At 40.8% G+C, this 24,682-nt stretch carries 22 protein-coding genes, 1 tRNA gene, 1 other RNA gene and 1 pseudogene; 17 read left to right on the forward strand and 8 right to left on the reverse strand.

Features of this window, described 5'->3' with window-relative positions:
• Positions 1-101: 101 nt before the first annotated feature.
• Together PluTT01m_RS10700 and ychH are read left to right on the forward strand one after the other, a co-directional pair.
• Positions 102-1,070: an Ig-like domain-containing protein gene (locus PluTT01m_RS10700; protein ID WP_011146319.1), complete on the forward strand. Its 969-nt coding sequence runs from the start codon at positions 102-104 to the stop codon at positions 1,068-1,070.
• A gap of 479 nt (positions 1,071-1,549) precedes the next feature.
• Positions 1,550-1,825 carry a stress-induced protein YchH gene (ychH, locus tag PluTT01m_RS10705; RefSeq protein ID WP_011146320.1) on the forward strand — a complete coding sequence of 92 codons (276 nt, stop codon included), beginning with the start codon at positions 1,550-1,552 and terminating at the stop codon, positions 1,823-1,825.
• 95 nt (positions 1,826-1,920) lie between these two features.
• On the opposite strand, the gene prs is transcribed toward ychH, so the two are convergent.
• The 3 genes from prs to lolB all read right to left on the reverse strand — a co-directional run bounded on the left by prs (position 1,921) and on the right by lolB (position 4,433).
• Entirely contained in the window at positions 1,921-2,868 is a 948-nt protein-coding gene (gene prs, locus PluTT01m_RS10710; RefSeq protein WP_011146321.1) for a ribose-phosphate diphosphokinase, read from the reverse strand.
• Positions 2,869-2,931: 63 nt separating this feature from the next.
• Positions 2,932-3,807: a 4-(cytidine 5'-diphospho)-2-C-methyl-D-erythritol kinase gene (ispE, locus tag PluTT01m_RS10715; protein WP_011146322.1), complete on the reverse strand. Its 876-nt coding sequence runs from the start codon at positions 3,805-3,807 to the stop codon at positions 2,932-2,934.
• Complete coding sequence (lolB, locus tag PluTT01m_RS10720) at positions 3,807-4,433, reverse strand: lipoprotein insertase outer membrane protein LolB (RefSeq protein ID WP_011146323.1); 627 nt, start codon at positions 4,431-4,433, stop codon at positions 3,807-3,809. The genes ispE and lolB overlap by 1 nt, the downstream gene beginning before the upstream one ends.
• 377 nt (positions 4,434-4,810) lie before the next feature.
• Here lolB and hemA point away from each other — a divergent pair, with 377 nt between their 5' ends.
• From hemA to kdsA, 5 genes are all read left to right on the forward strand, one after another.
• The gene (gene hemA / locus PluTT01m_RS10725) at positions 4,811-6,073 is read left to right on the forward strand and encodes a glutamyl-tRNA reductase (protein WP_011146324.1); all 1,263 of its coding nucleotides are present in this window, start codon (positions 4,811-4,813) and stop codon (positions 6,071-6,073) included.
• A gap of 31 nt (positions 6,074-6,104) precedes the next feature.
• On the forward strand, positions 6,105-7,187 hold the full coding sequence (prfA, locus tag PluTT01m_RS10730; protein WP_011146325.1) for a peptide chain release factor 1: 1,083 nt from the start codon (positions 6,105-6,107) through the stop codon (positions 7,185-7,187).
• Positions 7,187-8,035 (forward strand): peptide chain release factor N(5)-glutamine methyltransferase, encoded by an 849-nt coding sequence (gene prmC, locus PluTT01m_RS10735; protein ID WP_011146326.1) that lies wholly within the window; start codon positions 7,187-7,189, stop codon positions 8,033-8,035. Before prfA ends, prmC begins: the two co-directional genes overlap by 1 nt.
• Positions 8,019-8,828, forward strand: a complete 810-nt coding sequence (gene sirB1 / locus PluTT01m_RS10740) for an invasion regulator SirB1 (RefSeq protein WP_011146327.1) — start codon at positions 8,019-8,021, stop codon at positions 8,826-8,828. The genes prmC and sirB1 overlap by 17 nt, the downstream gene beginning before the upstream one ends.
• A 155-nt stretch (positions 8,829-8,983) precedes the next feature.
• Positions 8,984-9,838: a 3-deoxy-8-phosphooctulonate synthase gene (gene kdsA, locus PluTT01m_RS10745; protein ID WP_011146328.1), complete on the forward strand. Its 855-nt coding sequence runs from the start codon at positions 8,984-8,986 to the stop codon at positions 9,836-9,838.
• Between the two features lie 115 nt (positions 9,839-9,953).
• Here kdsA and dauA read toward each other — a convergent pair whose 3' ends face one another.
• Entirely contained in the window at positions 9,954-11,669 is a 1,716-nt protein-coding gene (gene dauA, locus PluTT01m_RS10750; protein WP_041380067.1) for a C4-dicarboxylic acid transporter DauA, read from the reverse strand.
• Positions 11,670-12,425: 756 nt separating this feature from the next.
• On the opposite strand from dauA, the gene PluTT01m_RS10755 reads away from it, so the two are divergent.
• The 10 genes from PluTT01m_RS10755 to PluTT01m_RS10800 all read left to right on the forward strand — a co-directional run bounded on the left by PluTT01m_RS10755 (position 12,426) and on the right by PluTT01m_RS10800 (position 23,597).
• Complete coding sequence (locus PluTT01m_RS10755; RefSeq protein WP_011146330.1) at positions 12,426-13,118, forward strand: SDR family NAD(P)-dependent oxidoreductase; 693 nt, start codon at positions 12,426-12,428, stop codon at positions 13,116-13,118.
• 594 nt (positions 13,119-13,712) lie between these two features.
• On the forward strand, positions 13,713-15,464 hold the full coding sequence (locus PluTT01m_RS10760; RefSeq protein ID WP_011146331.1) for a carbamoyltransferase family protein: 1,752 nt from the start codon (positions 13,713-13,715) through the stop codon (positions 15,462-15,464).
• A gap of 321 nt (positions 15,465-15,785) precedes the next feature.
• Positions 15,786-16,070: a hypothetical protein gene (locus PluTT01m_RS10765; RefSeq protein ID WP_011146332.1), complete on the forward strand. Its 285-nt coding sequence runs from the start codon at positions 15,786-15,788 to the stop codon at positions 16,068-16,070.
• A gap of 161 nt (positions 16,071-16,231) precedes the next feature.
• Entirely contained in the window at positions 16,232-16,507 is a 276-nt protein-coding gene (locus PluTT01m_RS10770) for a hypothetical protein (RefSeq protein ID WP_011146333.1), read from the forward strand.
• Positions 16,508-17,046: 539 nt separating this feature from the next.
• A complete protein-coding gene (luxC, locus tag PluTT01m_RS10775; RefSeq protein ID WP_011146334.1) occupies positions 17,047-18,489 on the forward strand; it encodes a long-chain-fatty-acyl-CoA reductase LuxC in 1,443 nt (480 codons plus the stop codon).
• Positions 18,490-18,501: 12 nt separating this feature from the next.
• Positions 18,502-19,425, forward strand: a complete 924-nt coding sequence (locus PluTT01m_RS10780) for an acyl transferase (protein ID WP_011146335.1) — start codon at positions 18,502-18,504, stop codon at positions 19,423-19,425.
• 176 nt (positions 19,426-19,601) lie between these two features.
• Complete coding sequence (gene luxA / locus PluTT01m_RS10785; protein WP_011146336.1) at positions 19,602-20,681, forward strand: luciferase subunit alpha; 1,080 nt, start codon at positions 19,602-19,604, stop codon at positions 20,679-20,681.
• Between the two features lie 17 nt (positions 20,682-20,698).
• Positions 20,699-21,673, forward strand: a complete 975-nt coding sequence (luxB, locus tag PluTT01m_RS10790; protein WP_011146337.1) for a luciferase subunit beta — start codon at positions 20,699-20,701, stop codon at positions 21,671-21,673.
• Positions 21,674-21,734: 61 nt separating this feature from the next.
• The gene (gene luxE, locus PluTT01m_RS10795) at positions 21,735-22,847 is read left to right on the forward strand and encodes a long-chain-fatty-acid--protein ligase LuxE (protein ID WP_011146338.1); all 1,113 of its coding nucleotides are present in this window, start codon (positions 21,735-21,737) and stop codon (positions 22,845-22,847) included.
• Between the two features lie 168 nt (positions 22,848-23,015).
• Positions 23,016-23,597 carry a hypothetical protein gene (locus tag PluTT01m_RS10800; protein ID WP_011146339.1) on the forward strand — a complete coding sequence of 194 codons (582 nt, stop codon included), beginning with the start codon at positions 23,016-23,018 and terminating at the stop codon, positions 23,595-23,597.
• Positions 23,598-23,757: 160 nt separating this feature from the next.
• Here PluTT01m_RS10800 and PluTT01m_RS10805 read toward each other — a convergent pair whose 3' ends face one another.
• From PluTT01m_RS10805 to PluTT01m_RS10820, 4 genes and pseudogenes are all read right to left on the reverse strand, one after another.
• Positions 23,758-24,060, reverse strand: coding sequence for a HigA family addiction module antitoxin (locus tag PluTT01m_RS10805; protein WP_011146340.1), 303 nt, complete (start codon positions 24,058-24,060; stop codon positions 23,758-23,760).
• Positions 24,060-24,146 (reverse strand): annotated as a pseudogene (locus tag PluTT01m_RS28060) (type II toxin-antitoxin system RelE/ParE family toxin); the annotation flags it as partial. The gene PluTT01m_RS10805 and the pseudogene PluTT01m_RS28060, both read right to left, overlap by 1 nt.
• Before the next feature lie 54 nt (positions 24,147-24,200).
• Positions 24,201-24,324: non-coding RNA, RtT sRNA (locus PluTT01m_RS10815), on the reverse strand.
• 47 nt (positions 24,325-24,371) lie between these two features.
• Positions 24,372-24,461 (reverse strand) — tRNA-Ser (locus tag PluTT01m_RS10820).
• Between the last annotated feature and the right edge of the window lie 221 nt (positions 24,462-24,682).

Raw genomic sequence — 24,682 nt, forward strand, 5'->3', positions numbered from 1 at the left:
GTTAATTAGTATAATGTTATCAACTTGAAATTATTTTTTTAACTTTAAATCGATGATGACATATATAAATATACATGATAGTGATAAATTAGGAGAATGAAATGAATGACGAACAAGCACCAAAAGAGGCTAAAACATTAAATTGGCTATCAAGTGAAAAAACGGAAACTGCGGATAAACCGATAGATATCGGTGTAAGCGCAATCCAGGATGGTTATTTATTGCATGGGGTGAATATAATTTTCACGTTAGATAATCAATCTATGGTATTTAAAGAGAATAATGATCGTAAAATTATAAAAGGTACAGGAGTACTGGGTAAGGTATCAGTTGAAATAATCTCTACTGATTCAACTCCGTGTCAAGGGAATGTGTATGCTTGCTTGGAAGATGATACTGAAATAGAAGCCCCTCCTCTCCAGGTCGAGTTTACTGTTGCTCCTCAATCGGTGGCAGTGCTTAATCTTGACTTAGAAAAAAATAATGCATGGACTAAGGGTGCCGATGAGAATAAGGTAGTTGCAACGGTGTATGATCGGTTGGGTAATGGAATTAAAAACCAAGAAATAACCTTCTATGCAGATAGTGGAGCAACAGTAGTTCCGTCGTCGGGGATGACAGATAAAGATGGTAAGATAACGGCGTCAATACAATCTAGTCGTGCTGGTGAAGTGATACTAATGGCACAAGCGGGAGCTATTGAAAAGGCTATAGCTATGTGTTTCACGTATAATCCATATCAGTTAAAGATTATAGAATTTCCGGCTGTGCTGTATTCATTTTCAAGCGGTATTATAGCTGGATATTTATATAAGAATGGCGTAGGTGAACCTAATGTCACTATAGGAGTATCTATGGGATCTTATCTGTCATTGAGTGATCAAGACAAGCATATGACTACCGATAAAAATGGCTATTTTAGCTTTAGAGTTTCTTCTTCTTATTCTCGGGGGTATTCGCCTCATAATCATGTACCTCCCATGAGTGAATTTTCATCGGTGTATATAAGTTGTATTGATGGGAGGGTATATTCTCAAGCGTGGATAGAATTAACCCCAGGGCTATATTAGGTGTTGGATATTTGGGGATGCTGATTGATGGTTACTCATTAAAAAATTAGACAAATCCCCTGTTTTTAGCCGTTATCATGCAGTGTGAAAATAAGATGATTTTTATTATCCCGGTAGGAATCATTGATTAAGAATATATAACCTGGGTGGGATTTCACAACTATCATTGTTATATATCAATATTTAGTTAAAAACCTGAACTTCTCTTTAAGCAAAGTTCAGGTTACTAACTCATTATTTCTTCATGTTATTTCTCACAATGATGAGGGAATTGTTATTAAATCTCCTTTAGTTGTGATCGTGTCCGCAATGACCTTTTATGAAATAGGGCTATACTATAAATAGGCTATAAAGTTATATAGAGTCAATTAACGTTAGCTGTTGAATTTTCGGTTCTTAGTGTTCACGGAGAGTGTGTATTAACGGAAAGTGTGTATTAACGAAGAGTGTGTATTAATGAAGAATGTTGGAGGTAACATATGAAACGTCAAAGTGCCTTCATAGTCGGTAATGTATTGATGGGTGTCGGTATGTTCACCATAGTGAGTAGCCTGGTTTATACATTACTGCCTCACATCTTCGGTTTTGGCTGGCCTGAGTTTTTATCTGAAGCAGCGCTATTGGGCGTTTTTATTGGTGCGCTTGTTTGGTTGGCTGGTGCCGGTGTGGGAGGCCGGGAAGGTGTGGCAGATCGTTATTGGTGGCTAAGAAACTATGATGAGCGTTATCGTCGTGGTAGTCATCGGTATCCATAACAAAAATGGAGAAGTATTATTCTTCCAGAGTAAGCAGAAAACCCGTTGAAGCTCTTGTACAACGGGTTTTTTCATATATGAGTACAACTTATTTATTAGTGCTCAAACATCGCAGAAATTGACTCTTCATTACTGATACGCCGGATCGCTTCAGCTAACATACCGGACAAAGTGAGAGTACGAACTTTATTGAGCGCTTTGATCTCAGCAGACAATGGGATGGTGTCACAAACAACCACTTCATCAATCACCGAGTTTTTAATGTTATCCACCGCATTGCCGGAGAAAATCGGGTGAGTAGCATAGGCAAATACACGTTTTGCTCCGCGTTCTTTCAATGCTTCAGCCGCTTTGCATAAGGTGCCTCCGGTATCGATCATGTCATCGACCAGCACGCAGTCGCGGCCAGCAACATCACCGATAATATGCATCACTTGAGAAACGTTAGCGCGTGGGCGGCGTTTATCGATAATGGCCATATCGGTATCATTCAGCAGTTTAGCAATAGCACGTGCGCGGACAACCCCGCCAATATCCGGGGAAACAACGATAGGGTTTTCTAACTCTTTCTGTAGCATATCTTCCAGCAGAATTGGACTGCCAAATACGTTATCAACCGGAACATCAAAGAAACCTTGGATCTGTTCAGCATGCAGATCAACAGTCAGTACGCGGTCTACACCGACACTGGACAGGAAGTCTGCAACAACTTTGGCGGTAATTGGCACACGGGCGGAACGGACTCGACGGTCCTGACGGGCATAACCGAAATAAGGGATTACTGCGGTAATACGTCCTGCGGAAGCACGACGCAGTGCATCCACCATAACGACTAATTCCATCAGGTTGTCGTTAGTCGGTGCACAAGTGGACTGGATGATGAAAATATCACCACCACGCACATTTTCGTTAACTTGCACGCTGACTTCACCGTCGCTGAAACGGCCGACAGCAGCATCTCCAAGATTAGTGTACAGGCGGTTGGCAACACGTTGTGCTAGTTCCGGGATAGCGTTACCAGCAAAAAGCTTCATATCGGGCACGAGAAAGACCTCAGGCTTGCGTCCAGAGAGATATTGTTGACCAATGTTAAATAACATATTTATTCATTGGCTCAATAACACGGGTATCCCAGAGCGGAAATTGTGCAAAGGTGAATTGTTAACGCCACGCGCAACAAAACCCTGCAACCACTCAGGGGCTTGATTTAACACCTTACGGGCCGATGCTTCTGATTCAAATTCACCGAATACACATGCACCGGTTCCGGTCAGGCGTGACGGCGCGTATTCTAGCAGCCATGAAAGAAGCTGTTCAACCTTACGGAAACGTTTTCTTACAAGAGATTCACAATCATTTAGGTACGGAGCCTTTAATAATGCGGCCAGAGGGCGAATTGGTGTATCACGTTTTAATTCTGGATCTGTGAAGACACGCAGAGTTGAGATTTCAATACCAGGATGCGCAACCAGATACCATTTTTCTTCCGGCTCGGCTATGTGCAGGATTTCACCAATACCTTCTGCGAATGCGGCATGCCCTTTGACAAAGATGGGCACATCAGCACCAAGACTTACGCCGAGGGCGGCCAGTGTTTCGTCTGTGAAACCGGTTTGCCAGTGATAATTCAGGGCTATGAGTACGGTAGCGGCATTGGATGAACCTCCGCCTAACCCACCGCCCATTGGCAGACGTTTGTTGATATGAATATCAGCACCTTTATGAGCAATACCCGCATGGTGTTTGTCGCTATAGGATTGCAGGAGACGTGCTGCGCGAACAATCAGGTTGTTATCGTGTTCCACTCCCTCCACGGGTGTCAGTAAACGAATTTCATTATCCTGACGAGGGGTAATCGTAATTTCATCACCATAATTAAGAAATTGAAATAGCGTTTGTAACTGGTGGTAACCGTCAGCGCGACGACCGGTGATATAGAGAAATAGGTTCAGTTTTGCCGGTGAGGGCCAAGTGAATGTCATTATTTTGTGGTCCAGTTATCCATTTTCAGTTTAATGCGGCGATCACCCTGAATCAGTTCCAGACGGTTGGGAAGGGCGGGGGTGGTTGAGGTATCGTAGGATTGATAGTTAACCTGCCATGTTGCGCCATTTTGCTGGTAATTGACGGTTTTCAATAGATAGTTAGCATCCAGTTTAAAGTTTTTGGCATCACCGGGGAGACCCGTTATCCAATGCCGCAGATTATCTAATGGAATATCCATATTGGTGAACTGATAAATTATCTCTTCGGGGTTATCACTAAAATATTTTTTACCTTGACTATCGGTTAATTGCGTCATGTTTGGCTGAACGATCAGTTCTAATTCCGTGCTGCCCAGTGGGTTAGTCAGTAATAAACGGTAGCGTTCAGGATGATATTGTTGCCAGAAAAAGCGGGCATAAACTTTTTTCTCATTAGACAGATAGGCAAAAGATCCACGTGTTTGATATTGATTTAATTGCTGTAGCTGTTGGGTATGTGCTCGCCATTGAGGAGAATCCGCCGAACCTGTTCCGCCAGGTTGTGTTAATGTACAGGCGGTCAACAGTAGTACACAAGAGAGTGGCAATAGGCGGAATAGTGATAATTTTTGTATTGGCTTCATCGGTAATCTCTGTTTAATAACGTGAAAACTTTTACATCACTTAATAATGAAGAATGAACTATTAATCCAGTTAAATTTCAAAAAAATGTTCTGAATAATGATATCAGACACTGCTGATTGTCTTTTATTGAGCTGAGGTATCAAGTAGAATGCACAGCTTATAAGAGTCCTTATTAAGGGTGATGATTTCATCAATATTATACCCTATGGATTTCAAGATGGATCGCGGCGGCAAGGGAGCGAATCCCCGGGAGCATAGATAACGATGTGACCGGGTTGAGTGAGTGCAGCCAACAAAGAAGCAACTTGAAAGATAACGGGTATAGAATGTTTTTTACGATGAACGATCTCTCTGCTGATAACTCAATGAAGTTGATATGACTTTGTTAGCACTTGGTATTAACCATAAAACGGCCCCTGTATCCTTGCGTGAACGGGTGACTTTTTCTCCAGATACGATTGGTGAAGCGCTTGATAACCTCCTCCAGCATCCCTTGGTGAAAGGGGGGGTTGTGTTGTCAACGTGTAATCGTACGGAGCTTTATCTCAGCGTAGAACAGCAAGATAATCTGTATGAGCAGTTAATTGGCTGGTTGTGTGAATACCATCAACTGAATCCCAGAGAGCTAAAATCCAGTATTTACTGGCATTGTGATAATGAAGCCGTTAGCCACTTGATGAGAGTGGCGAGTGGGCTGGATTCGTTGGTACTTGGGGAACCTCAGATTCTTGGGCAAGTGAAGAAAGCATTTGCCGAGTCGCAGCACAGCCACTCTTTATCGAGTGAACTGGAGCGACTATTTCAGAAATCATTTTCTGTTGCCAAGCGCATCAGAACGGAAACAGAGATTGGTTCGAATGCGGTTTCTGTTGCATTTGCCGCTTGTACCTTGGCGCGGCAGATTTTTGAATCACTTTCTGAACTGAATATTTTGCTGGTAGGTGCCGGAGAAACCATTGAGCTAGCGGCTCGTCATTTGAGAGAGCATCGTGTGCACCATATGATGATTGCTAACAGGACAAAAGAGAAGGCACAGGTATTGGCTGATGAAGTTCAGGCGGAAGTGATCACCTTGCCTGAAATTGATATACGTTTAGCTGAAGCTGATATTGTTATCAGTTCGACGGCCAGCCCGCTGCCTATTATTGGTAAAGGGATGGTTGAACGTGCATTAAAGTTACGCCGTAACCAACCGATGTTGCTCGTTGACATTGCGGTTCCTCGTGATATAGAGCCTGATGTGGAAAAACTCAATAACGTCTATCTCTACAGTGTTGACGATTTGCAGGCAATTATTCAGCAGAATCTTGCGCAGCGCAAAGCAGCGGCGGTTCAGGCTGAATGTATTGTTCAGCAGGAAAGCCGTTATTTTATGGATTGGTTGCGTTCGCAGAGTGCAGTGAATTCAATCCGTGAGTATCGTAATCAGGCAGAACAGATGCGGGCTGAGATGGCGGCTAAGGCACTGACTGCTATCAATCAGGGAGCTGACGTAGAACAGGCAATCAATCAATTGACTCATCAATTGATGAACCGCTTGATACATGCTCCTACCAAATCACTCCAGCAAGCAGCCAGCAATGGTGATCTGGAGCGTCTTAATTTATTACGTGACAGCCTGGGGCTGGAACATAATTAACCATATCTCGGAATAGGGTCTGAAACCAAGAATGAAGCCTTCTATTGTTGCTAAATTGGAAGCATTGCAAGAACGTCACGAGGAAGTTTTGGCTCATCTCGGTGATGCCGATGTGATTGCTGATCAGGAACGTTTTCGTGCTTTGTCGCGGGAATATGCTCAACTGACTGATGTGACGAACTGTTTTAAGGCCTGGAGTGCGGTTCAGGATGATCTTAAAGCAGCCGAAATAATGCTTGATGACCCTGAAATGCGGGAAATGGCACAGGAAGAGATCAGGGACGCTAAGGTTCGCAATGAAGAATTAGAGCAGCAACTGCAATTGTTGCTGTTGCCGAAAGATCCTGATGATGAGCGTAACTGTTTTCTTGAAGTGCGTGCAGGAACCGGTGGTGATGAAGCGGCGATTTTCGCCGGGGATTTGTTTCGTATGTACAGCCGTTATGCTGAATCCCGTCGTTGGAAAGTTGAAGTCATCAGTGCTAACGATGGTGAGCATGGTGGCTATAAGGAAATTATTGCGAAAGTTTCCGGTGAGCAGGTTTATGGTCATTTAAAATTTGAATCGGGTGGTCATCGTGTTCAACGTGTACCGGAAACCGAATCGCAGGGGCGTATTCACACTTCTGCTTGTACCGTTGCGGTTTTGCCGGAGATCCCGGACGCCGAGTTGCCGGAAATCAGTCCAAGTGATCTGCGTATTGATACGTTCCGTTCATCGGGTGCGGGTGGACAGCATGTCAACACCACGGATTCCGCCATCCGTATCACTCATATTCCAACTGGCATTGTCGTTGAATGTCAGGATGAACGTTCACAGCATAAAAACAAAGCGAAAGCGATGTCGGTATTGGCGGCCCGTATTCGCGCTGCGGAGGTTCGTAAACGTCAGGAAGCGGAAGCTTCTGAGCGCCGTAACTTGCTGGGTTCCGGTGATCGTTCAGATCGCAATCGTACTTACAATTTCCCGCAAGGGCGGGTGACGGATCACCGCATTAACCTCACTTTGTACCGCCTTGATGAAGTGATAGAAGGCAAATTGGATATGCTTGTTCAGCCGATTGTGAATGAGTATCAGGCTGATCTATTATCGGCTTTGTCAGAGCAGGATTGATGGATTATCTATCTTGGCTTAAACAAGCCACAATGCAGTTATCGGCAAGTGACAGTCCTAAACGAGATGCAGAAATTTTGTTGGGGTTTGTCACTCACCATTCCCGAACTTATCTATTGGCATTCGGTGAAACTCAGTTGGCTCCAGAGCAGTTCAGCCAGCTTGAGGCTTTACTCGCTCGCCGGGTGAAAGGTGAACCTATTGCCTACATCACCGGTGAGCGTGAATTCTGGTCGTTGCCATTAAATGTCTCTCCCGCTACGTTAATCCCACGTCCTGATACAGAATGTCTGGTAGAAAAGGCACTTGAACGGCTATCGCTGACACCTTGCCGCATTCTGGATTTGGGAACGGGAACCGGCGCAATTGCATTGGCAATCGCGAGTGAGCGCCCTGATTGCCGGGTTACCGGGGTTGATATCAATCCTGATGCGGTGATGCTGGCGCAGGGCAATGCTGAAAAACTCAAAATACAAAATGTGGATTTTTTGTTAAGTAATTGGTTTTTTTCGTTGAATAATCAACAGTTTGGTATGATTGTCAGTAATCCGCCTTATATAGATGAAACCGATCCACATCTATCTCAGGGCGATGTTCGGTTTGAGCCAGATAGTGCATTAATTGCGGCAAAACAGGGAATTGCTGATCTGAATACCATTATTGATCTATCTCGCCATTTTTTGTTACCTGGTGGGTGGTTGTTATTGGAACATGGTTGGAAACAGGGAAATGTTATAAGAAGCCTGTTTTCTGAAAGTGGTTATCGGCAGGTAGCTACTTTTCAGGATTATGGCGGTAATGAGCGAATAACACAGGGTCAGTGGAAAAGTGATGAAAGCCATAGCTGATTATGAATTTAATAATGCATCGTTAAGTAGCGGTATCCTGTTAATTTCCCGAACATTGCGTTCTGATTTTCCTCAGCATTCAGTGGAAATGCAGCTTCAAGCATTGATTGATGAAGCCAGACGTGAAATATCTCCGCAGTTAACTATAGAAGAACGGTTGGAAAAATTACTGAGGCTTTTTTATCAAAGCTGGAAATTCGGCGGTGCCGGTGGTGTTTATTGTCTGTCGGATACATTATGGCTAGATAAAGTACTGCAAACTCGCCAAGGTTCCTCTGCTGTTTTAGGGGTAATTCTTATCCATATTGCTCAGGCTTTAGCGCTACCGTTTATGCCGGTGGTTTTTCCAACCCAGTTGATTTTGCGTGTTGATTATCCAGATAACACGGCGAGGTTTATTAATCCACTCAATGGTGAAGCGTTAAGTGAATATGTGCTTGATGTGTGGCTTAAAGGCAATATTAGTCAGACAGCTAAATTAACAGCCGATGATTTGCAAGGAGCGGATAACGCCAGCATTATACGTAAAGTGCTGGATACAATAAAAGCTGCATTGATGGACGAAGGGCAGATGGAATTGGCACTGAGAACGAGCGAAGCTGTGCTGATATTTGATCCCGATAACCCCTATGAAATACGTGATAGGGGGCTGATTTATGCGGAACTTGATTGTAATCATATTGCGGTTTCTGATTTAAATTATTTTGTGGAGCACTGCCCGGAGGACCCGGTGGCAGAAATGGTCAGAATGCAGATATATGCTATTCAGCAGCAATGCATTGTTTTACATTGAAATAAATATTGTTTTACATTGAATATTGTTTTGTACTGAAATATTGTTTTGTACTGAAATATTGTTTTGCACTGAAATATTGTTTTGCACTGATGAATAGCGCACTGCACTGATTTATCTCATTAATTTATTGGTCCCTAACGGAAGGTATAAGTATGCAACAGAAAGTGGTTCATATTGGTGATATCAAGGTCGCGAATGATCTGCCGTTTGTTCTCTTTGGTGGTATGAATGTCCTTGAGTCACGGGATTTGGCCATGAGTATTTGTGAGCACTATGTGACAGTGACACAAAAATTGGGCATTCCTTATGTTTTCAAAGCCTCCTTTGATAAAGCAAACCGATCATCAATTCACTCTTACCGCGGCCCGGGTCTGGAAGAGGGAATGAAGATTTTTCAGGAACTGAAACAAACTTTCGGTGTGAAAATCATCACTGACGTGCATGAGTCGGCACAGGCACAACCGGTGGCGGAAGTGGTTGATGTCATCCAACTGCCGGCATTTCTGGCGCGTCAGACTGATTTAGTTGAGGCGATGGCGCGTACCGGTGCGGTGATCAACGTTAAAAAACCCCAGTTTATTAGCCCGGGTCAGATGGGAAATATTGTGGATAAATTCAAAGAGGGCGGCAACGATCAGGTGATCTTATGTGACCGTGGCAGCAACTTTGGTTATGACAATTTGGTGGTGGATATGTTGGGCTTCAATGTTATGGCTCAGGCAACGGGGGGGCATCCGGTCATTTTTGATGTCACTCATTCACTCCAATGCCGCGATCCATTTGGTGCAGCGTCTGGTGGTCGTCGTGCTCAGGTTGCTGAACTGGCGCGTGCGGGAATGGCAGTCGGCATTGCTGGCTTGTTCCTTGAAGCGCATCCTGATCCGGCGAATGCAATGTGCGATGGTCCATCAGCATTGCCGTTGGCAAAACTTGAGCCATTCTTGAGCCAGATGAAAGCGATTGATGATGTGGTGAAAAGTTTCCCTCAACTGGATACCAGTAAATAAAATGGCTTTTTGATGCCATGACATCAAATGATGGCGAGATTTGGTGATGAATAGATTTGGCGCTGGTTTACAGCGCCATTATGTTGAAAAAAGTTAAACGACTCTTTATCGGGTTTTAGTTAACTGTTTTGCTATTGAAATTCAACTCTTCCATTGCTCGTGGCAATGTTGCATGAAAGCTAAGGTGATTTTCAATCAATTGTATTCTGGCTCTGGCCAGTGTTTTTAACGGCTGAAATGGAATATCACAAACAGCAATATATTTATCCTTACCCACTTCATCAATAAAACGCTGGAAAGCGTGCAGCCCACCGGCATCTAGCACAGGAACGGCATCCCATTGCATGAGAATTGTCTGATAACTGGCGCTTTCTTCCTTTAATTCGGTGAAGATACGTTCAGCGGCGGCAAAGAATAGCGGGCCATTGATACGAACAACCAGCAGAGCTTTATCGACATTGGTTTGTGGCAATTGACTGATGCGAGTCATATTAGCTATTCGACGCATAAACAGCAGTGAAGCTAATACGATACCGATCGTAATTGCGATAACCATATCAAACAGCACCGTGAGCGACATACAAAGCACCAGCACAATAATGTCATCCCTTGGTGCACGGCGGATCAGATCGATAACTTTATGTATTTCACTCATATTCCAGGCGACCATAAGCAACAAGGCAGACATAGCGGCCAGAGGAAGATAGGAGAGCATGGGGGCCAATGCCAGTAAAGTCAATAACACGAGCAGAGAGTGAACAATGGCTGAAACCGGTGATGTTGCGCCGGCTCTGATATTGGCGGCTGAGCGGGCGATTGCGGCGGTAGCTGTAATGCCACCGAAGAATGGTGCGGCAATATTTCCCAACCCTTGACCAATCAATTCACTGTTTGAGTGATGCTTCTTACCGGTCATACCATCCAAAACCACGGCACAAAGCAGTGACTCAATGGCACCTAACATTGCCATTGAAAAGGCGGCGGGTAATAGGGCTGAAACCGTTGACCAACTTATATCAACCTGATGAGCACCCATATCAGGTAAATGCCACGGTAAAACAAATTGCGGTAGGATGGGAGGGATACCTTGCCCTTGTGTACCATCATTCAATATATAACTAAATTCAGAACCAATAGTAGCAACATGTTGATCGAATAAGTTCATGATCCCCATCACAGCAGTTCCTGCAATGAGAGCAGGAAGATGCCCGGGTAATTTCAGCCTAAGCTTAGGCCAATAAATCAGAACAGCAAGTGTCGTCAGGCCAATCAGCGTATCACTCACATACAGCGTTGGCAGAGCTTGAAACAGAGCCACAACCTTATTGATATAATTCTCTGGCATATGTTCCAATTGCAGACCAAAAAAATCTTTTACTTGCATGGTTGCGATAGTTATCGCGATTCCAGAAGTAAAACCGAGTGTGACGGGTAGCGGAATATACTCGATCAATTTACCAAAGCGGGCTAATCCCATCACCAGCAAAATAATGCCTGACATTAATGTTGCAATGAGCAAACCACTCAGACCAAATTGTTGAGAGACCGGATAGAGAATGACAACGAAAGCGGCGGTAGGGCCGGAAACACTATAGCGTGAGCCGCCGGTTATCGCGATAACTATCCCGGCGATAGCGGCGGTATAAAGCCCATACTGTGGCGCGACACCACTGCCGATGGCTAGCGCCATAGCGAGCGGGATGGCGATAATACCGACAGTAATACCGGCAATAATATCTTTAGTTAAACGAGCAAAAGAGTAAGATTCCTTCCAACAAGCATCAATTACAGCACTAAACGGCCGTATGCCGTTCATTCTACGAGTTTTCATCTGTGCATAAACCAAAAATATAGAGGGAAAAAAGTAATAAGGTCGTTACAGACAAATTGCAAGGCCAAATTACAAAGCCGAATTATAAAAATAGTGCTTTTAGTTCAAAATGATAGTGCCATAGAGCAAACTTAATGTTAATAGCTTAACGGCAGGAAAGTAAAAAGTAAAAGGGAGAATAGCATTTTTATCATTGGGAGATATGCTGAAATCGATTCTATTAAGAATCTATTCTTATTGGTGAATATTATTGAATTAATTCCATAAAGAATCTGATTAATATTTTTAAAATTGAAGCCAGATGTTTATTCTATTAATTATAGCATTATAATATTTCATTTTTATAATTAATTAACATAATTGATAACAATTTTTAATTGTTATTGTTAGGGAGTTAAATAATTAATTATGCATTCACCACATGTATTGATTATGACTGAATTAAATTAGCTATATTGAATGTTTTTACGCATAATATTTTTTATTTAATTTTTGGATGTAATTTAACCAATGCGTTGATATCGCTTAAATATTAGATTAATAATTTGACAGATATAAGAACTCACCCTATTATTTAGGGTGACTCATAGAATTAGATGGAACAAGTGAGTTGAAAATAGGTAAGCTAAAATATATACGTTAATAATATATAAATTAATAATGTTTTTTTGTTTAGATAATATTTATTCTGAATGCTTTATTTAAAGTAGGGTTTACTGTTGGAAAATAACTTTTAGATAAGGTAGGAATGTTTAAATGCATAAATATAACAGCAAGATACTTATTATTGGCTCATCAAGTGAAATTGGGAATGCAATTTGCCGGCATGCGGTTGCAAGTGGTTATGAAGTATTAGGCACTTCACGTAAACCGCGTAATGAAGAAATTTATTTAGATGTTATGTCGGATAACAGTGTTAGAGAAGCCATTGGCATTGCAGTTGAGAAGATGAAATGTATTGACGCGGTTATCTATACACCGGCAATCTCATTGGATGGTTTATTGCATGCTCAGGATATTGAGGGTTGGCATGACGTTTTTAATGTCAACTTATTTGGTGCAGCAAGAGTAGCAAAATATTTGCTGCCACATTTTATGAAGAATCGTAATGGCGTGATGCAATTTATCTCTTCTACAGCAAGTTTACGTGGAGAGACCGGTGCCACCGCTTATTCTTGTTCGAAAGCCGCCATGAATGCATTGGTAAAAAACATCTCTAATGACTATGGCCGTTTTAATATTAGGGCCTACACTGTCATGCCGGGATATGTTGATGGTGGTATGTTGCGTCATATTTCCCCAGAAAAGAAGATGGAATTCGCTAGAAGCACCGCATTAAGACGAATGGCAGATATTAATGAAATTGCCAGTTTTTGTGTGGGGACGTTGAGTACATCAACCTATATTACAGGAACATCTCTTTGCATTGATGGGGGATTAAGTGGTTAATAGCTAAAATAGCAGATTGGATTTATAATAAATATATTTCTTCACCTGGCTGAATATTGCCAATCGTTTTAATGAGAAAAGGTTATTATTTCAATGTTGGCTTCGCTATTTTTAATAGAATCTGTACCCTATGGATTTCAAGATGCTTCGCGGCAAGGGAGCGAATCCCTGGGAGCATAGATAACGATGTGACCGGGGTGAGTGAGTGCAGCCAACAAAGGGCAATTTGGAAGATGACGGGTATGAAACTGATTATCAGATATCTTTACTTTTATATTGTTTATGAGTTATTTTTCTGGGTAAATGAGAGTCTATCCCAATAGTCGTAATTGTTGCAGGTAGTTAGTTGGAATGCGTTTTTCAATATATATTTTGCCGGAGGGTGTTGAATTTAAATTTAATTTAATCACTCATTAAATAGAAATGAAGAATAATTTTAAATACATAAAATAATGCATTTGGTTTCGGTGGTAACAATGCCATTACTTTGTTTGGCAAGGTAACTTGATTCCACTTAATACAAAATGGGCTATCAGTATAAAGCGTATAGTTTAATTTTTATGAAAGAAAAATAACAATTTGGAGGTGAAGAAAATGATTATATTAGGGATCAGTGGCCTTCCTAATGCTCAACGTTTTCTGCGAGAGAATAATCCAGAGGTGAGTAAATTAGATGAACGTATTTGCCAGGGAGTCGATAGTGCAGCCTGTGTGATTATTGATGGAAAAATTGTTGCAGCGGCGGCGGAAGAGCGTTTTACGGGAGAGAAAGGAACAGGGCGGTTTCCTGCTAATGCCATTAATTATTGTTTGGCGGAAGCAGGTCTTACGCAAGATGATATACAGGTGATTGCCCACGGTTTTAATTATGATAATTATCGCCGATTTTTCATGTCTAATGAAGCGTTATTCGAGGAGGTTTTTAGTGGAAAAACTATGATTAATGCATTAACTGCTGAGGGATGGCAGAATATTGAATCGCGTTTTCAAGGGGTAGATCATCATTTGGCTCATGCGGCATCAACCTTTTATCCTAGTGGCTTCCCTTCTGCATTGTGCATTATTTCAGACGGTATGGGTGAAATAGAATCCTTAAGTGTTTATCTTGCTAAAGACCAACAATTCCAGAAATTGTACAGCCAGCCAATTAGCTCTTCATTAGGCATATTTTATTCTATCTGTACCCGGTTCCTTGGCTTTGTATTTAATAGCGATGAATATAAAGTTATGGGACTTTCTGCGTATGGTAACCCTGAACGATATCGTGATATTTTCAATGAATTAGCTCAATTCGATGTAGAGAGCGGAACGATACAGATAAACTGGTTACCGCCAGCATTTGATAATGCGGAATATGGTTTTCCCGCTGCAATGGCACAACTTAGTGATATGTTTGGTTTTACGCCGAGAAGAGAAGATGACACTTTACGGGATGTTCATCAGGATTTTGCTGCCGGATTACAGGAAAAATTTACACTGCTGCTGAAACAGTTAGTAACCTATTGGCTGGGAAAAACGGGTGAAACATCACTCTGTCTTGCTGGAGGATCATTCTTAAACTGCAAAGCAAATCAAGTTCTTTGTCAGCTTGATGGTGTGGAAAACGTCTTTGTTCAACCGGCATCGGGGGATGATGGTTCGGCTTTGGGCGCTGCGCTTTTTGTGGCTGGTGAATATCACAATGGTGCCGATTCTTGCTTTAATCCTTACCTCGGTCCTCGTTTCTCTACCGATGAAGTCCGTAATGTATTATTCCGACATGGTGGCAATGCAGGAATGAAATGGCGTTATTTAGGGCTGAATGATGATTATTTTGCGACCGCGGCTAAAGATATCGCAGAAGATAAAATCATTGCTTGGTTCCATGATCGGATGGAATTTGGCCCAAGAGCACTGGGCAACCGTTCAATTTTGGCTTTGCCGGCAGGTGAAAGAATAAAAGATAGAATCAATAGTACAGTGAAATTCCGTGAGGCTTTCCGACCATTTGCCCCGGCAATTTTGGATGAGGATTGCGACACTATTTTTGAGACACGCAATTTAATGCCGACTCGATATATGCTTTGCACCGCCAAAGTAAAACCAGAAATGATGAAGCCGGTGTCAGGTATTGTCCATGCTGATGGAACGGCGCGTATTCAGCTTGTTGAACGTGCTTTTAACGCAACTTTTTGGCGATTATTGAAAGAGGTACAGAAGATAACCGGTTATGGTTGTCTGGTGAATACTTCATTCAACGTTAGAGGACAGCCGCTTATTATGTCACCGGAGATTGCAATAGAGACGTTTTTGAAAACTTCACTGGACAAACTTTATATTGAGGGATTTGTCGTATGGAAAGAATAATCCTGATGGCGTCCTGATAAAAATGTCAGTTAATTGATTTTGGGATAACATGTGTTTCTTTGTCATCTTAGAAAAATGTTTGGAGATAATATTTGATGATATGGAAACACATTCTTTCTATTTGCAAAACAGAGATTGTTTGCCGGGCGGCATAACGTTATCATCGATCAGCAAAGGTAATATAAAAATATGATATACCCAATGGATTTCAAGATGGATCGCGACGGCAAGGGAGTGATGGGGATTTGGTAACGTATATCAATATGCTATCATGATATAGAGTTGATATATATTGTTTTGGCATGATTCGGAGAAAACACTATGCACAATACCCAAGGAAAAACCATATCCAGTTTCTTAATCCGTTTACGTAATCAGGATACGCCCACAGGGATCAGCGCCGGGACGCTCGATGAACTGGTTAAAGTCACTGGTCTGAGTAAAACTGAAATCGCACACCTTGCTTTGCGCAACTTTGCTGACCGCTACCTACCGCACTACGAGAAAGATGACGGACCATTGAGTGATGAGCAGATCTGTACCATCCGTGAAGCGAGCGCAGCTAGCGACATTGCGGATGATAACTTTACTCAACGCCTGTTCTGATCGAGAGGCAACGGATGGCACAGCAACACAAAACTATCAGGTTTACTCCCCTTGCCACTATCGGCAGCATTGTGTGGTGCCGGTTTCCTGAAAGGGTCGGGACGCCGGGACCGAAACCTTGACCGGCGCTAGTAGTCGCTGTATCCCCTACTGATCACGCGGTGATTGTAGTTTACGGCACCTCGCAGAAAACCCATCAGATTTACCCTGGCGAATTTCTTATTCAGACAACGGACACCGATTTTGAACTGACTGGCCTTGCTTACGACACAAAATTCAATTTAAACCACGAAGTAAAACTGTTTTATGATTCTAACTGGTTTGAAATTGTGCCAGCTTGGCGTACGTTGCCAATCTCTGTTACGCCGTGTATGGGGATACTGCCAGCCAGCTACTATGATGCTGTACGACAAGCCGCGGCACACCTCAAAAAGTAGCTAAATTTATTGCTTTAATTGGAGGGGCGGGCTATATACACAAAGAGCTCAGGTATTTTGAACTTGAGCTCTTCTTCTAGAAATTTGCTGGTGGAAAGCGGCATTGCCATTCAATGTATTCTCTCGGTATGAGAGAAATAGCATAAGGAGTTATTAAATGAAGAATCAGTTTAATCAGTTTCATGAATATTTGTATATAAAGAAGAGCTTGATTTCTTTAATTTAAATTTTTATTAATAAATTTTGTTGATATAAAAAGTTTCCTTTGCTATTTTACAGACATTACAAATGGAACAGGAATTATATTTATGAGCGCGAAGTTACATTAATAGTTTTGAGCATAAAATTCAGGGCGTTATTATTTCTAACGAAACTTATAGATTGAGATTATTATAATAAAAAATCTTATTTTCTGGATATTCTTTTTATTTTTATCGTTGTAACATAAAAATACAAGAAGCAAATATTGGTACAACCAGTTTGCAAGATGATTAAACAATAACTTAAGTTGAAGTTACCCCATTAAATGGATGGCTAATATGACTAAAAAAATTTCATTCATTATTAACGGCCAGGTTGAAATTTTTCCCGAAAGTGATGATTTAGTGCAATCCATTAATTTTGGTGATAATAGTGTTTACCTGCCAATATTGAATAATTCTCATGTAAAAAACATTATTGATTATAATGAAAATAATAAATTACGGTTGCATAATATTGTCAATTTTCTCTATACGGTAGGGCAAAGATGGAAAAATGAAGAATATTCAAGACGCAGGACATACATTCGTGATTTAAAAAAATATATGGGATATTCAGAAGCAATGGCCAAGTTAGAGGCCAACTGGATATCTATGATTTTATGTTCTAAAGGTGGCCTTTATGATGTTGTAGAAAATGAACTTGGTTCTCGCCATATCATGGATGAATGGCTACCTCAGGATGAAAGTTATATTAAGGCTTTTCCGAAAGGTAAGTCTATACATCTGTTGGCAGGTAATGTTCCATTATCTGGGATCATGTCTATATTACGCGCAATTTTAACCAAGAATCAGTGTATTATAAAAACATCGTCAACCGATCCCTTTACCGCTAATGCATTAGCGTTAAGCTTTATCGATGTAGACCCTAATCATCCGATAACGCGCTCTTTGTCTGTTGTATATTGGCCACACCAAGGTGATACATCACTCGCAAAAGAAATTATGCAACATATGGATGTTATTGTCGCTTGGGGAGGGGAAGATGCGATTAATTGGGCTGTAGAACATGCACCACCCTATGCTGACGTGATTAAATTTGGCTCTAAAAAGAGTTTTTGCATTATTGATAATCCAGTTGATTTAACGTCAGCAGCTACCGGTGCGGCTCATGATATTTGTTTTTACGATCAGCGCGCTTGTTTTTCTGCCCAAAACATATATTACATGGGAAATCAGTATGAGGAATTTAAGTTAGCGTTGATAGAAAAACTTAATCTATATGCGCATATATTACCAAACGCCAAAAAAGATTTTGATGAAAAGGCGGCCTATTCTTTAGTCCAAAAAGAGAGCTTATTTGCTGGATTAAAAGTAGAGGTGGATGTTCATCAACGTTGGATGATTATTGAGTCAAATGCGGGTGTGGAATTTAATCAACCACTTGGCAGATGTGTGTATCTTCATCACGTCGATAATATTGAGCAAGTATTGCCTTATGTTCAAAAAAATAAGACACAAACCATATCTATTTTTCCTTGGGAATCCGCATTTAAGTATCGAGATGCGTTGGCATTAAGAGGTGCGGAAAGGATTGTAGAAGCAGGAATGAATAATATATTTCGAGTTGGTGGATCTCATGACGGAATGAGGCCGTTACAACGATTAGTGACATATATTTCTCATGAGAGGCCATCTCATTATACTGCTAAGGATGTTGCGGTTGAAATAGAACAGACTCGATTCCTGGAAGAAGATAAGTTCCTTGTATTTGTCCCGTAATAGGTAAAAAGTATGGAAAATAAATCCAAATATAAAACCATCGACCATGTTCTTTGTGTTGAAGGAAATAAAAAAATTCATGTTTGGGAAACGCTGCCAGAAGAAAACAGCCCAAAGAGAAAGAATACCATTATTATTGCGTCGGGTTTTGCCCGAAGGATGGATCATTTTGCTGGTTTAGCGGAATATTTATCGCGGAATGGGTTTCATGTGATTCGCTATGATTCACTTCACCACGTTGGGTTGAGTTCAGGGACAATTGATGAATTTACAATGTCTATAGGAAAACAGAGCCTATTAGCCGTGGTTGATTGGTTAAATACACGAAAAATAAATAACCGTGGTATTTTGGCTTCAAGCTTATCTGCACGGATAGTTTATGCAAGTCTATCTGAAATTAATGTTTCATTTTTAATCACCGCAGTCGGTGTTGTTAACTTAAGATATACGCTTGAAAGAGCTTTAGGATTTGATTATCTCAGTTTACCCATTAATGAATTGCCGAATAATTTGGATTTTGAAGGCCATAAATTGGGTGCTGAAGTCTTTGCGAGAGATTGCCTTGATTTTGGCTGGGAAGATTTAACTTCTACAATCAATAGCATGATGTATCTTGATATACCGTTTATTGCTTTTACTGCAAATAACGACAATTGGGTAAAGCAAGATGAAGTTATCACATTGTTATCAAATATTCGTAGTAATCGATGCAAGATATATTCTTTGCTAGGGAGTTCGCATGACTTGGGTGAAAACTTAGTGGTCCTGCGCAATTTTTATCAATCGGTTACGAAGGCTGCTATCGCGATGGATAATGATCGTCTGGATATTGATGTTGATATTATTGAACCATCATTCGAACATCTAACTATTGCGACAGTCAATGAACGTCGAATGAAAATTGAGATTGAAAATCAAGCGATTTCGCTGTCTTAAAACCTATTGGGATAGATATTACCCTATAGATTTCAAGATGGATCGCGACGGCAAGGGAGCGAATCCCGGGAGCATAGCAAACTATGTGACCGGGGTGAGTGAGTGCAGCCAACAAAGAAGCAACTTGAAAGATAACGGGTATAGTTAATTCTATCACTCAAATATAAGGGCTCTCTATGAAATTTGGAAACTTTTTGCTTACATACCAACCCCCCCAATTTTCTCAAACAGAAGTAATGAAACGTTTGGTTAAATTAGGTCGTATTTCTGAGGAGTGTGGTTTTGATACTGTATGGTTACTGGAGCATCATTTCACGGAGTTTGGTTTGCTTGGTAACCCTTATGTCGCTGCTGCATATTTACTTGGTGCAACCAAAAAATTGAATGTAGGGACTGCGGCTATTGTTCTTCCCACCGCTCATCCAGTGCGCCAACTTGAAGATGTGAATTTATTGGATCAAATGTCAAAAGGACGATTTCGGTTTGGTATTTGTCGGGGGCTTTACAATAAAGACTTTCGCGTATTTGGCACGGATATGAATAACAGTCGCGCTTTAACGGAGTGCTGGTACGGGTTGATAAAAAATGGCATGACAGAGGGATATATGGAAGCTGATAATGAACATATCAAGTTCCATAAGGTAAAAGTAAACCCGACAGCATATAGTAAAGGTGGAGCCCCTGTTTATGTGGTTGCTGAATCAGCCTCGACAACTGAATGGGCCGCTCAATTTGGTTTACCGATGATATTAAGTTGGATTATAAATACTAACGAAAAGAAAGCACAGCTTGAGCTTTATAACGAGGTGGCTCAAGAATATGGGCACGATATTCATAATATCGACCATTGCTTATCATATATAACATCTGTAAATTATGACTCAAATAAAGCGCAAGAGATTTGTCGGGATTTTCTAGGGCATTGGTATGATTCTTATGTGAATGCCACGACCATTTTTGATGATTCAGACAAAACAAGAGGTTATGATTTCAATAAAGGGCAGTGGCGTGACTTTGTATTAAAGGGACATAGAGATACTAATCGCCGCATTGATTACAGTTACGAAATCAATCCCGTGGGAACCCCGCAGGAATGCATTGACATAATTCAAAAAGACATTGATGCCACGGGAATATCAAATATCTGTTGTGGGTTTGAAGCGAATGGAACAGTAGACGAAATTATTGCTTCCATGAAGCTCTTCCAGTCTGATGTCATGCCGTTTCTTAAAGAAAAACAACGTTCGCTATTATAGTAGCTAAGGAAAAAGAAATGAAATTTGGATTGTTCTTCCTTAACTTCATCAATTCAACAACTGTTCAAGAACAAAGTATAGTTCGCATGCAGGAAATAACAGAGTATGTTGATAAGTTGAATTTTGAACAGATTTTGGTGTATGAAAATCATTTTTCAGGTAATGGTGTTGTCGGTGCTCCTCTGACTGTTTCTGGTTTTTTGCTCGGTTTAACAGAAAAAATTAAAATTGGCTCATTGAATCACATCATTACAACTCATCATCCTGTCCGAATAGCGGAGGAGGCTTGCTTATTGGATCAATTAAGCGAAGGGAGATTTATTTTAGGGTTTAGTGATTGTGAAAAAAAAGATGAAATGCGTCTTTTTAATCGCCCTGTTGAATATCAACAGCAACTATTTGAAGAGTGTTATGAAATCATTAACGATGCTTTAACAACAGGCTATTGTAATCCCGATAATGATTTTTATAGTTTCCCTAAAATATCGGTAAACCCCCACGCTTATACCCAAGGCGGGCCTCGGAGATATGTCACAGCAACCAGTCATCATATTGTTGAGTGGGCGGCTAAAAAAGGCATTCCTCTCATCTTTAAGTGGGATGACTCCAATGATGTTAGATATGAATATGCTGAAAGGTATAAAGCCGTTGCTGATAAATATGGTATTGACTTATCAGCGATAGATCATCAGTTAATGGTATTGGTTAACTATAACGAAGATAGTCACAAAGCTAAACAAGAGACGCGTGCATTTATCCGTGATTATGTTCTTGAAATGTATCCTAATGAAAATCTCGAAAATAAACTTGAAGAGATAATCACAGAAAACGCTGTCGGAGATTATACGGAATGTATAGCTGCGGCTAAGCTGGCAATTGAAAAGTGCGGTGCAAAAAGTGTATTGTTATCTTTTGAACCAATGAATGACTTGATGCACCAAAAAAACGTAATCAATATTGTTAATGATAATATTAAAAAGTACCACATGTAGTAAAAGAATATGGCAGCAACGCTGCCATATTCTCTAAATTATTTGGAGGGGTAAAACAGGTATGACTTCATATGTTGATAAACAAGAGATCATAGCAAGCTCAGAAATTGATGATTTGATTTTTTCCAGCGATCCATTAGCTTGGTCTTACGATGAACAGGAAAAAATCAGAAACAAATTTGTTCTTGATGCATTTCGTAATCACTATAAACATTGTCAAGAATACCGTCACTACTGTCAGGTACACAAAGTAGACGACAATATTACGGAAATTGATGACATACCTGTATTCCCAACATCAGTTTTTAAGTTTACTCGCTTATTAACTTCTCAGGAGAACGAGATTGAAAGTTGGTTTACCAGCAGCGGCACGAGTGGTTTAAAAAGTCAGGTGGCGCGTAACAGACTAAGTATTGAGAGACTCTTAGGCTCTGTGAGTTATGGCATGAAATATGTTGGTAGTTGGTTTGATCATCAAATAGAGTTGGTCAACTTAGGGCCAGATAGATTTAATGCTCATAACATTTGGTTTAAATATGTTATGAGCTTGGTAGAATTATTATATCCCACGACATTTACCGTAATGGAAGAACGAATAGATTTTGTTAAGACATTGAATAGCCTTGAGCGAATAAAAAATCAAGGAAAAGATATTTGTCTTATCGGCTCACCATACTTTATTTATTTGCTCTGCCAGTATATGAAAGATAAAAATATCTCATTTTATGGGGATAAAAACCTTTATATCATAACGGGGGGCGGCTGGAAAAGTTATGAAAAAGAGTCCCTAAAACGCGATGATTTCAATCATCTTTTATTCGACACGTTCAACCTCAATAATATTAGTCAAATCCGCGATATATTTAATCAAGTTGAACTCAACACTTGTTTCTTTGAGGATGAAATGCAACGTAAACGTGTTCCGCCGTGGGTATATGCGCGAGCACTTGATCCTGAAACATTGAAACCTGTACCTGATGGAATGCCGGGTTTGATGAGTTATATGGATGCGTCATCAACGAGTTATCCGGCATTTATTGTTACCGATGATGTCGGGATAATGAGCAGAGAATATGGTCAATATCCTGGTGTACTTGTTGAGATTTTACGTCGCGTCAATACGAGGGCACAGAAAGGGTGTGCTTTAAGCTTAAACCAAGCATTTAATAGTTGATATACTCTATGGATTTTAAGATGCATCGCGATGGCAAGGGAGTGAATTCCCGGGAGCATAGCGAAAAAATTCTCCAAAACATCTGCATTTGGGGACTTGATAGAGGTTTGTGGGGGTTGGCTTAACACTATTTTCATTGTTATATTGCTCAAAGCAAAAGGAGATAATATGAAAAAATTAGCAGTTATGCTTGCATTGGGAATGATTAGCTTTGGTGCAATGGCAGTTGATGGGTATAAAGATGCAAAGTTTGGCATGACAGAAGAAGAATTTCTTTCGAAAAGATTATGTGATTTTGAAAAATTTGAGGGAAATTCTCAAATAGAAGAAGTATCACTTTATTCATGTTCTGACTTTTCGTTTGCTAACAAAAAGCGTGAAGCAATGGCATTTTTTTTAAATGGAAAATTTAAAAGATTAGAGATTAATATTGGCCGCCTCGTGAAGCCAGTAAGCAAATCGTTAACGAAAAAGTACGGAGATGAATCATCGTATCCATCACAAGAAGAATTTGAAAATGCGCTAAAATACAATGGAACTATGTCTATAGGTTATGATAATAATACGGTATTAGTTGATATACATATAATGTGTGGCAAAGAAGGCATAGAAACCAGTCGACTGATTTATACGAGTCCAGATGTTCATACGATCCCCGATTTAGAGAATAAAATCCAGGAATTAAGGGGATTAAAGGAATTCCAAGAATTACTGGAATTAGATCGTGAAAAACTGGATGAAGATGTTTGAAACGGCAATAGCCACCTTCGGGTGGTTTTTTATATCTGTTTAGTCCCAACATTTGATAGTTGACATCTTTTGTCCAAGGCTTTCGAGGTAAATATATTGCCGTTTTGGTGTTATGAAAGTAAAAAGCCCAGGTGGTAACCTGAGCTCAGGTTGTTGACTTTTAGGTGTGAGATAAATGGACAGGCTTAAATAACGGAGTCAGTTTGGAAATATCAACCGTCTTTTCTGCTTTATCGAGGCTATAAGTTTCTTGCAGTTTTAGCCACAGCCGTGGAGAGCTACCAAGTACTTTTGACAGTTTTATTGCCATCTCTGGTGTAACTGCTGCTTTGCACGACACTAAACGTTGAGCCGTAGATGGAGCAACATTTAGTGCTCGCGCTAGATCACGAATTCCTAAACCTAGTTCTTCCAAAGAGTCAGCAATAATTTCGCCTGGGTGAGGTGGGTTAAACATTTTCATTAGTGATAATCCTCGTAGTTAACGATGTACGCATCACTATCGATAAATTCGAATGTCACACGCCAATTTCCTGAAATGGTAATTGTAATGTCCATATAAGAAAAAAGCCCAGGTATTTAACCTGAGCTTTCTTTCGAATTTGGCGGTGAGGGAGGGATGGATTCGCTGCGCTCACCCTGCGGGCCGCCGTTGGCGGTCCAAAACGGCAAGCCGTTTTGTCGAACCCTGTTCGAGGGTTCTCGACCCTCCCTGCATCGGAGGTATATATAAGTAAAAAGCCCAGGTATTTAACCTGAGCTTCTCTTCAATTCTGGCGGTGAGGGAGGGATTCGAACCCTCGATACGTTTTCACGTATACACACTTTCCAGGCGTGCTCCTTCAGCCTCTCGGACACCTCACCATTTTTTTCATTCCAGTAACTTTGTCTAACATCGTCGCTGCAACGGGGCGCTACTATAGGGAAAAGCGTTACAAGCGTCAACACTCTTCTGATATTTTTCTTTGGTTTTTTGATTGGTTAGCTAAATAAGAGTCAATTCGGTGAATTGATATCCATCTGGTGTCGCTGAAATAGAAAATGTACAAGTCTTTTGATAAGAAAAAAATGAATTCGTTAACTAC

The sequence above is a fragment of the Photorhabdus laumondii subsp. laumondii genome, from assembly GCF_003343245.1.
Classification (GTDB): Bacteria; Pseudomonadota; Gammaproteobacteria; order Enterobacterales; family Enterobacteriaceae; genus Photorhabdus; species Photorhabdus laumondii.

Excerpts from the sequence above, each read along its gene's own strand:
- PluTT01m_RS10700 (WP_011146319.1), top strand. The coding sequence starts at position 102 with ATGAATGACGAACAAGCACCAAAAGAGGCTAAAACATTAAATTGGCTA.
- ychH (WP_011146320.1), top strand. The coding sequence starts at position 1,550 with ATGAAACGTCAAAGTGCCTTCATAGTCGGTAATGTATTGATGGGTGTC.
- ispE (WP_011146322.1), bottom strand. The coding sequence starts at position 3,807 with ATGACATTCACTTGGCCCTCACCGGCAAAACTGAACCTATTTCTCTAT.
- lolB (WP_011146323.1), bottom strand. The coding sequence starts at position 4,433 with ATGAAGCCAATACAAAAATTATCACTATTCCGCCTATTGCCACTCTCT.
- hemA (WP_011146324.1), top strand. The coding sequence starts at position 4,811 with ATGACTTTGTTAGCACTTGGTATTAACCATAAAACGGCCCCTGTATCC.
- prfA (WP_011146325.1), top strand. The coding sequence starts at position 6,105 with ATGAAGCCTTCTATTGTTGCTAAATTGGAAGCATTGCAAGAACGTCAC.
- prmC (WP_011146326.1), top strand. The coding sequence starts at position 7,187 with ATGGATTATCTATCTTGGCTTAAACAAGCCACAATGCAGTTATCGGCA.
- sirB1 (WP_011146327.1), top strand. The coding sequence starts at position 8,019 with ATGAAAGCCATAGCTGATTATGAATTTAATAATGCATCGTTAAGTAGC.
- kdsA (WP_011146328.1), top strand. The coding sequence starts at position 8,984 with ATGCAACAGAAAGTGGTTCATATTGGTGATATCAAGGTCGCGAATGAT.
- dauA (WP_041380067.1), bottom strand. The coding sequence starts at position 11,669 with ATGAAAACTCGTAGAATGAACGGCATACGGCCGTTTAGTGCTGTAATT.
- PluTT01m_RS10755 (WP_011146330.1), top strand. The coding sequence starts at position 12,426 with ATGCATAAATATAACAGCAAGATACTTATTATTGGCTCATCAAGTGAA.
- PluTT01m_RS10760 (WP_011146331.1), top strand. The coding sequence starts at position 13,713 with ATGATTATATTAGGGATCAGTGGCCTTCCTAATGCTCAACGTTTTCTG.
- PluTT01m_RS10765 (WP_011146332.1), top strand. The coding sequence starts at position 15,786 with ATGCACAATACCCAAGGAAAAACCATATCCAGTTTCTTAATCCGTTTA.
- luxC (WP_011146334.1), top strand. The coding sequence starts at position 17,047 with ATGACTAAAAAAATTTCATTCATTATTAACGGCCAGGTTGAAATTTTT.
- PluTT01m_RS10780 (WP_011146335.1), top strand. The coding sequence starts at position 18,502 with ATGGAAAATAAATCCAAATATAAAACCATCGACCATGTTCTTTGTGTT.
- luxA (WP_011146336.1), top strand. The coding sequence starts at position 19,602 with ATGAAATTTGGAAACTTTTTGCTTACATACCAACCCCCCCAATTTTCT.
- luxB (WP_011146337.1), top strand. The coding sequence starts at position 20,699 with ATGAAATTTGGATTGTTCTTCCTTAACTTCATCAATTCAACAACTGTT.
- luxE (WP_011146338.1), top strand. The coding sequence starts at position 21,735 with ATGACTTCATATGTTGATAAACAAGAGATCATAGCAAGCTCAGAAATT.
- PluTT01m_RS10800 (WP_011146339.1), top strand. The coding sequence starts at position 23,016 with ATGAAAAAATTAGCAGTTATGCTTGCATTGGGAATGATTAGCTTTGGT.
- PluTT01m_RS10805 (WP_011146340.1), bottom strand. The coding sequence starts at position 24,060 with ATGAAAATGTTTAACCCACCTCACCCAGGCGAAATTATTGCTGACTCT.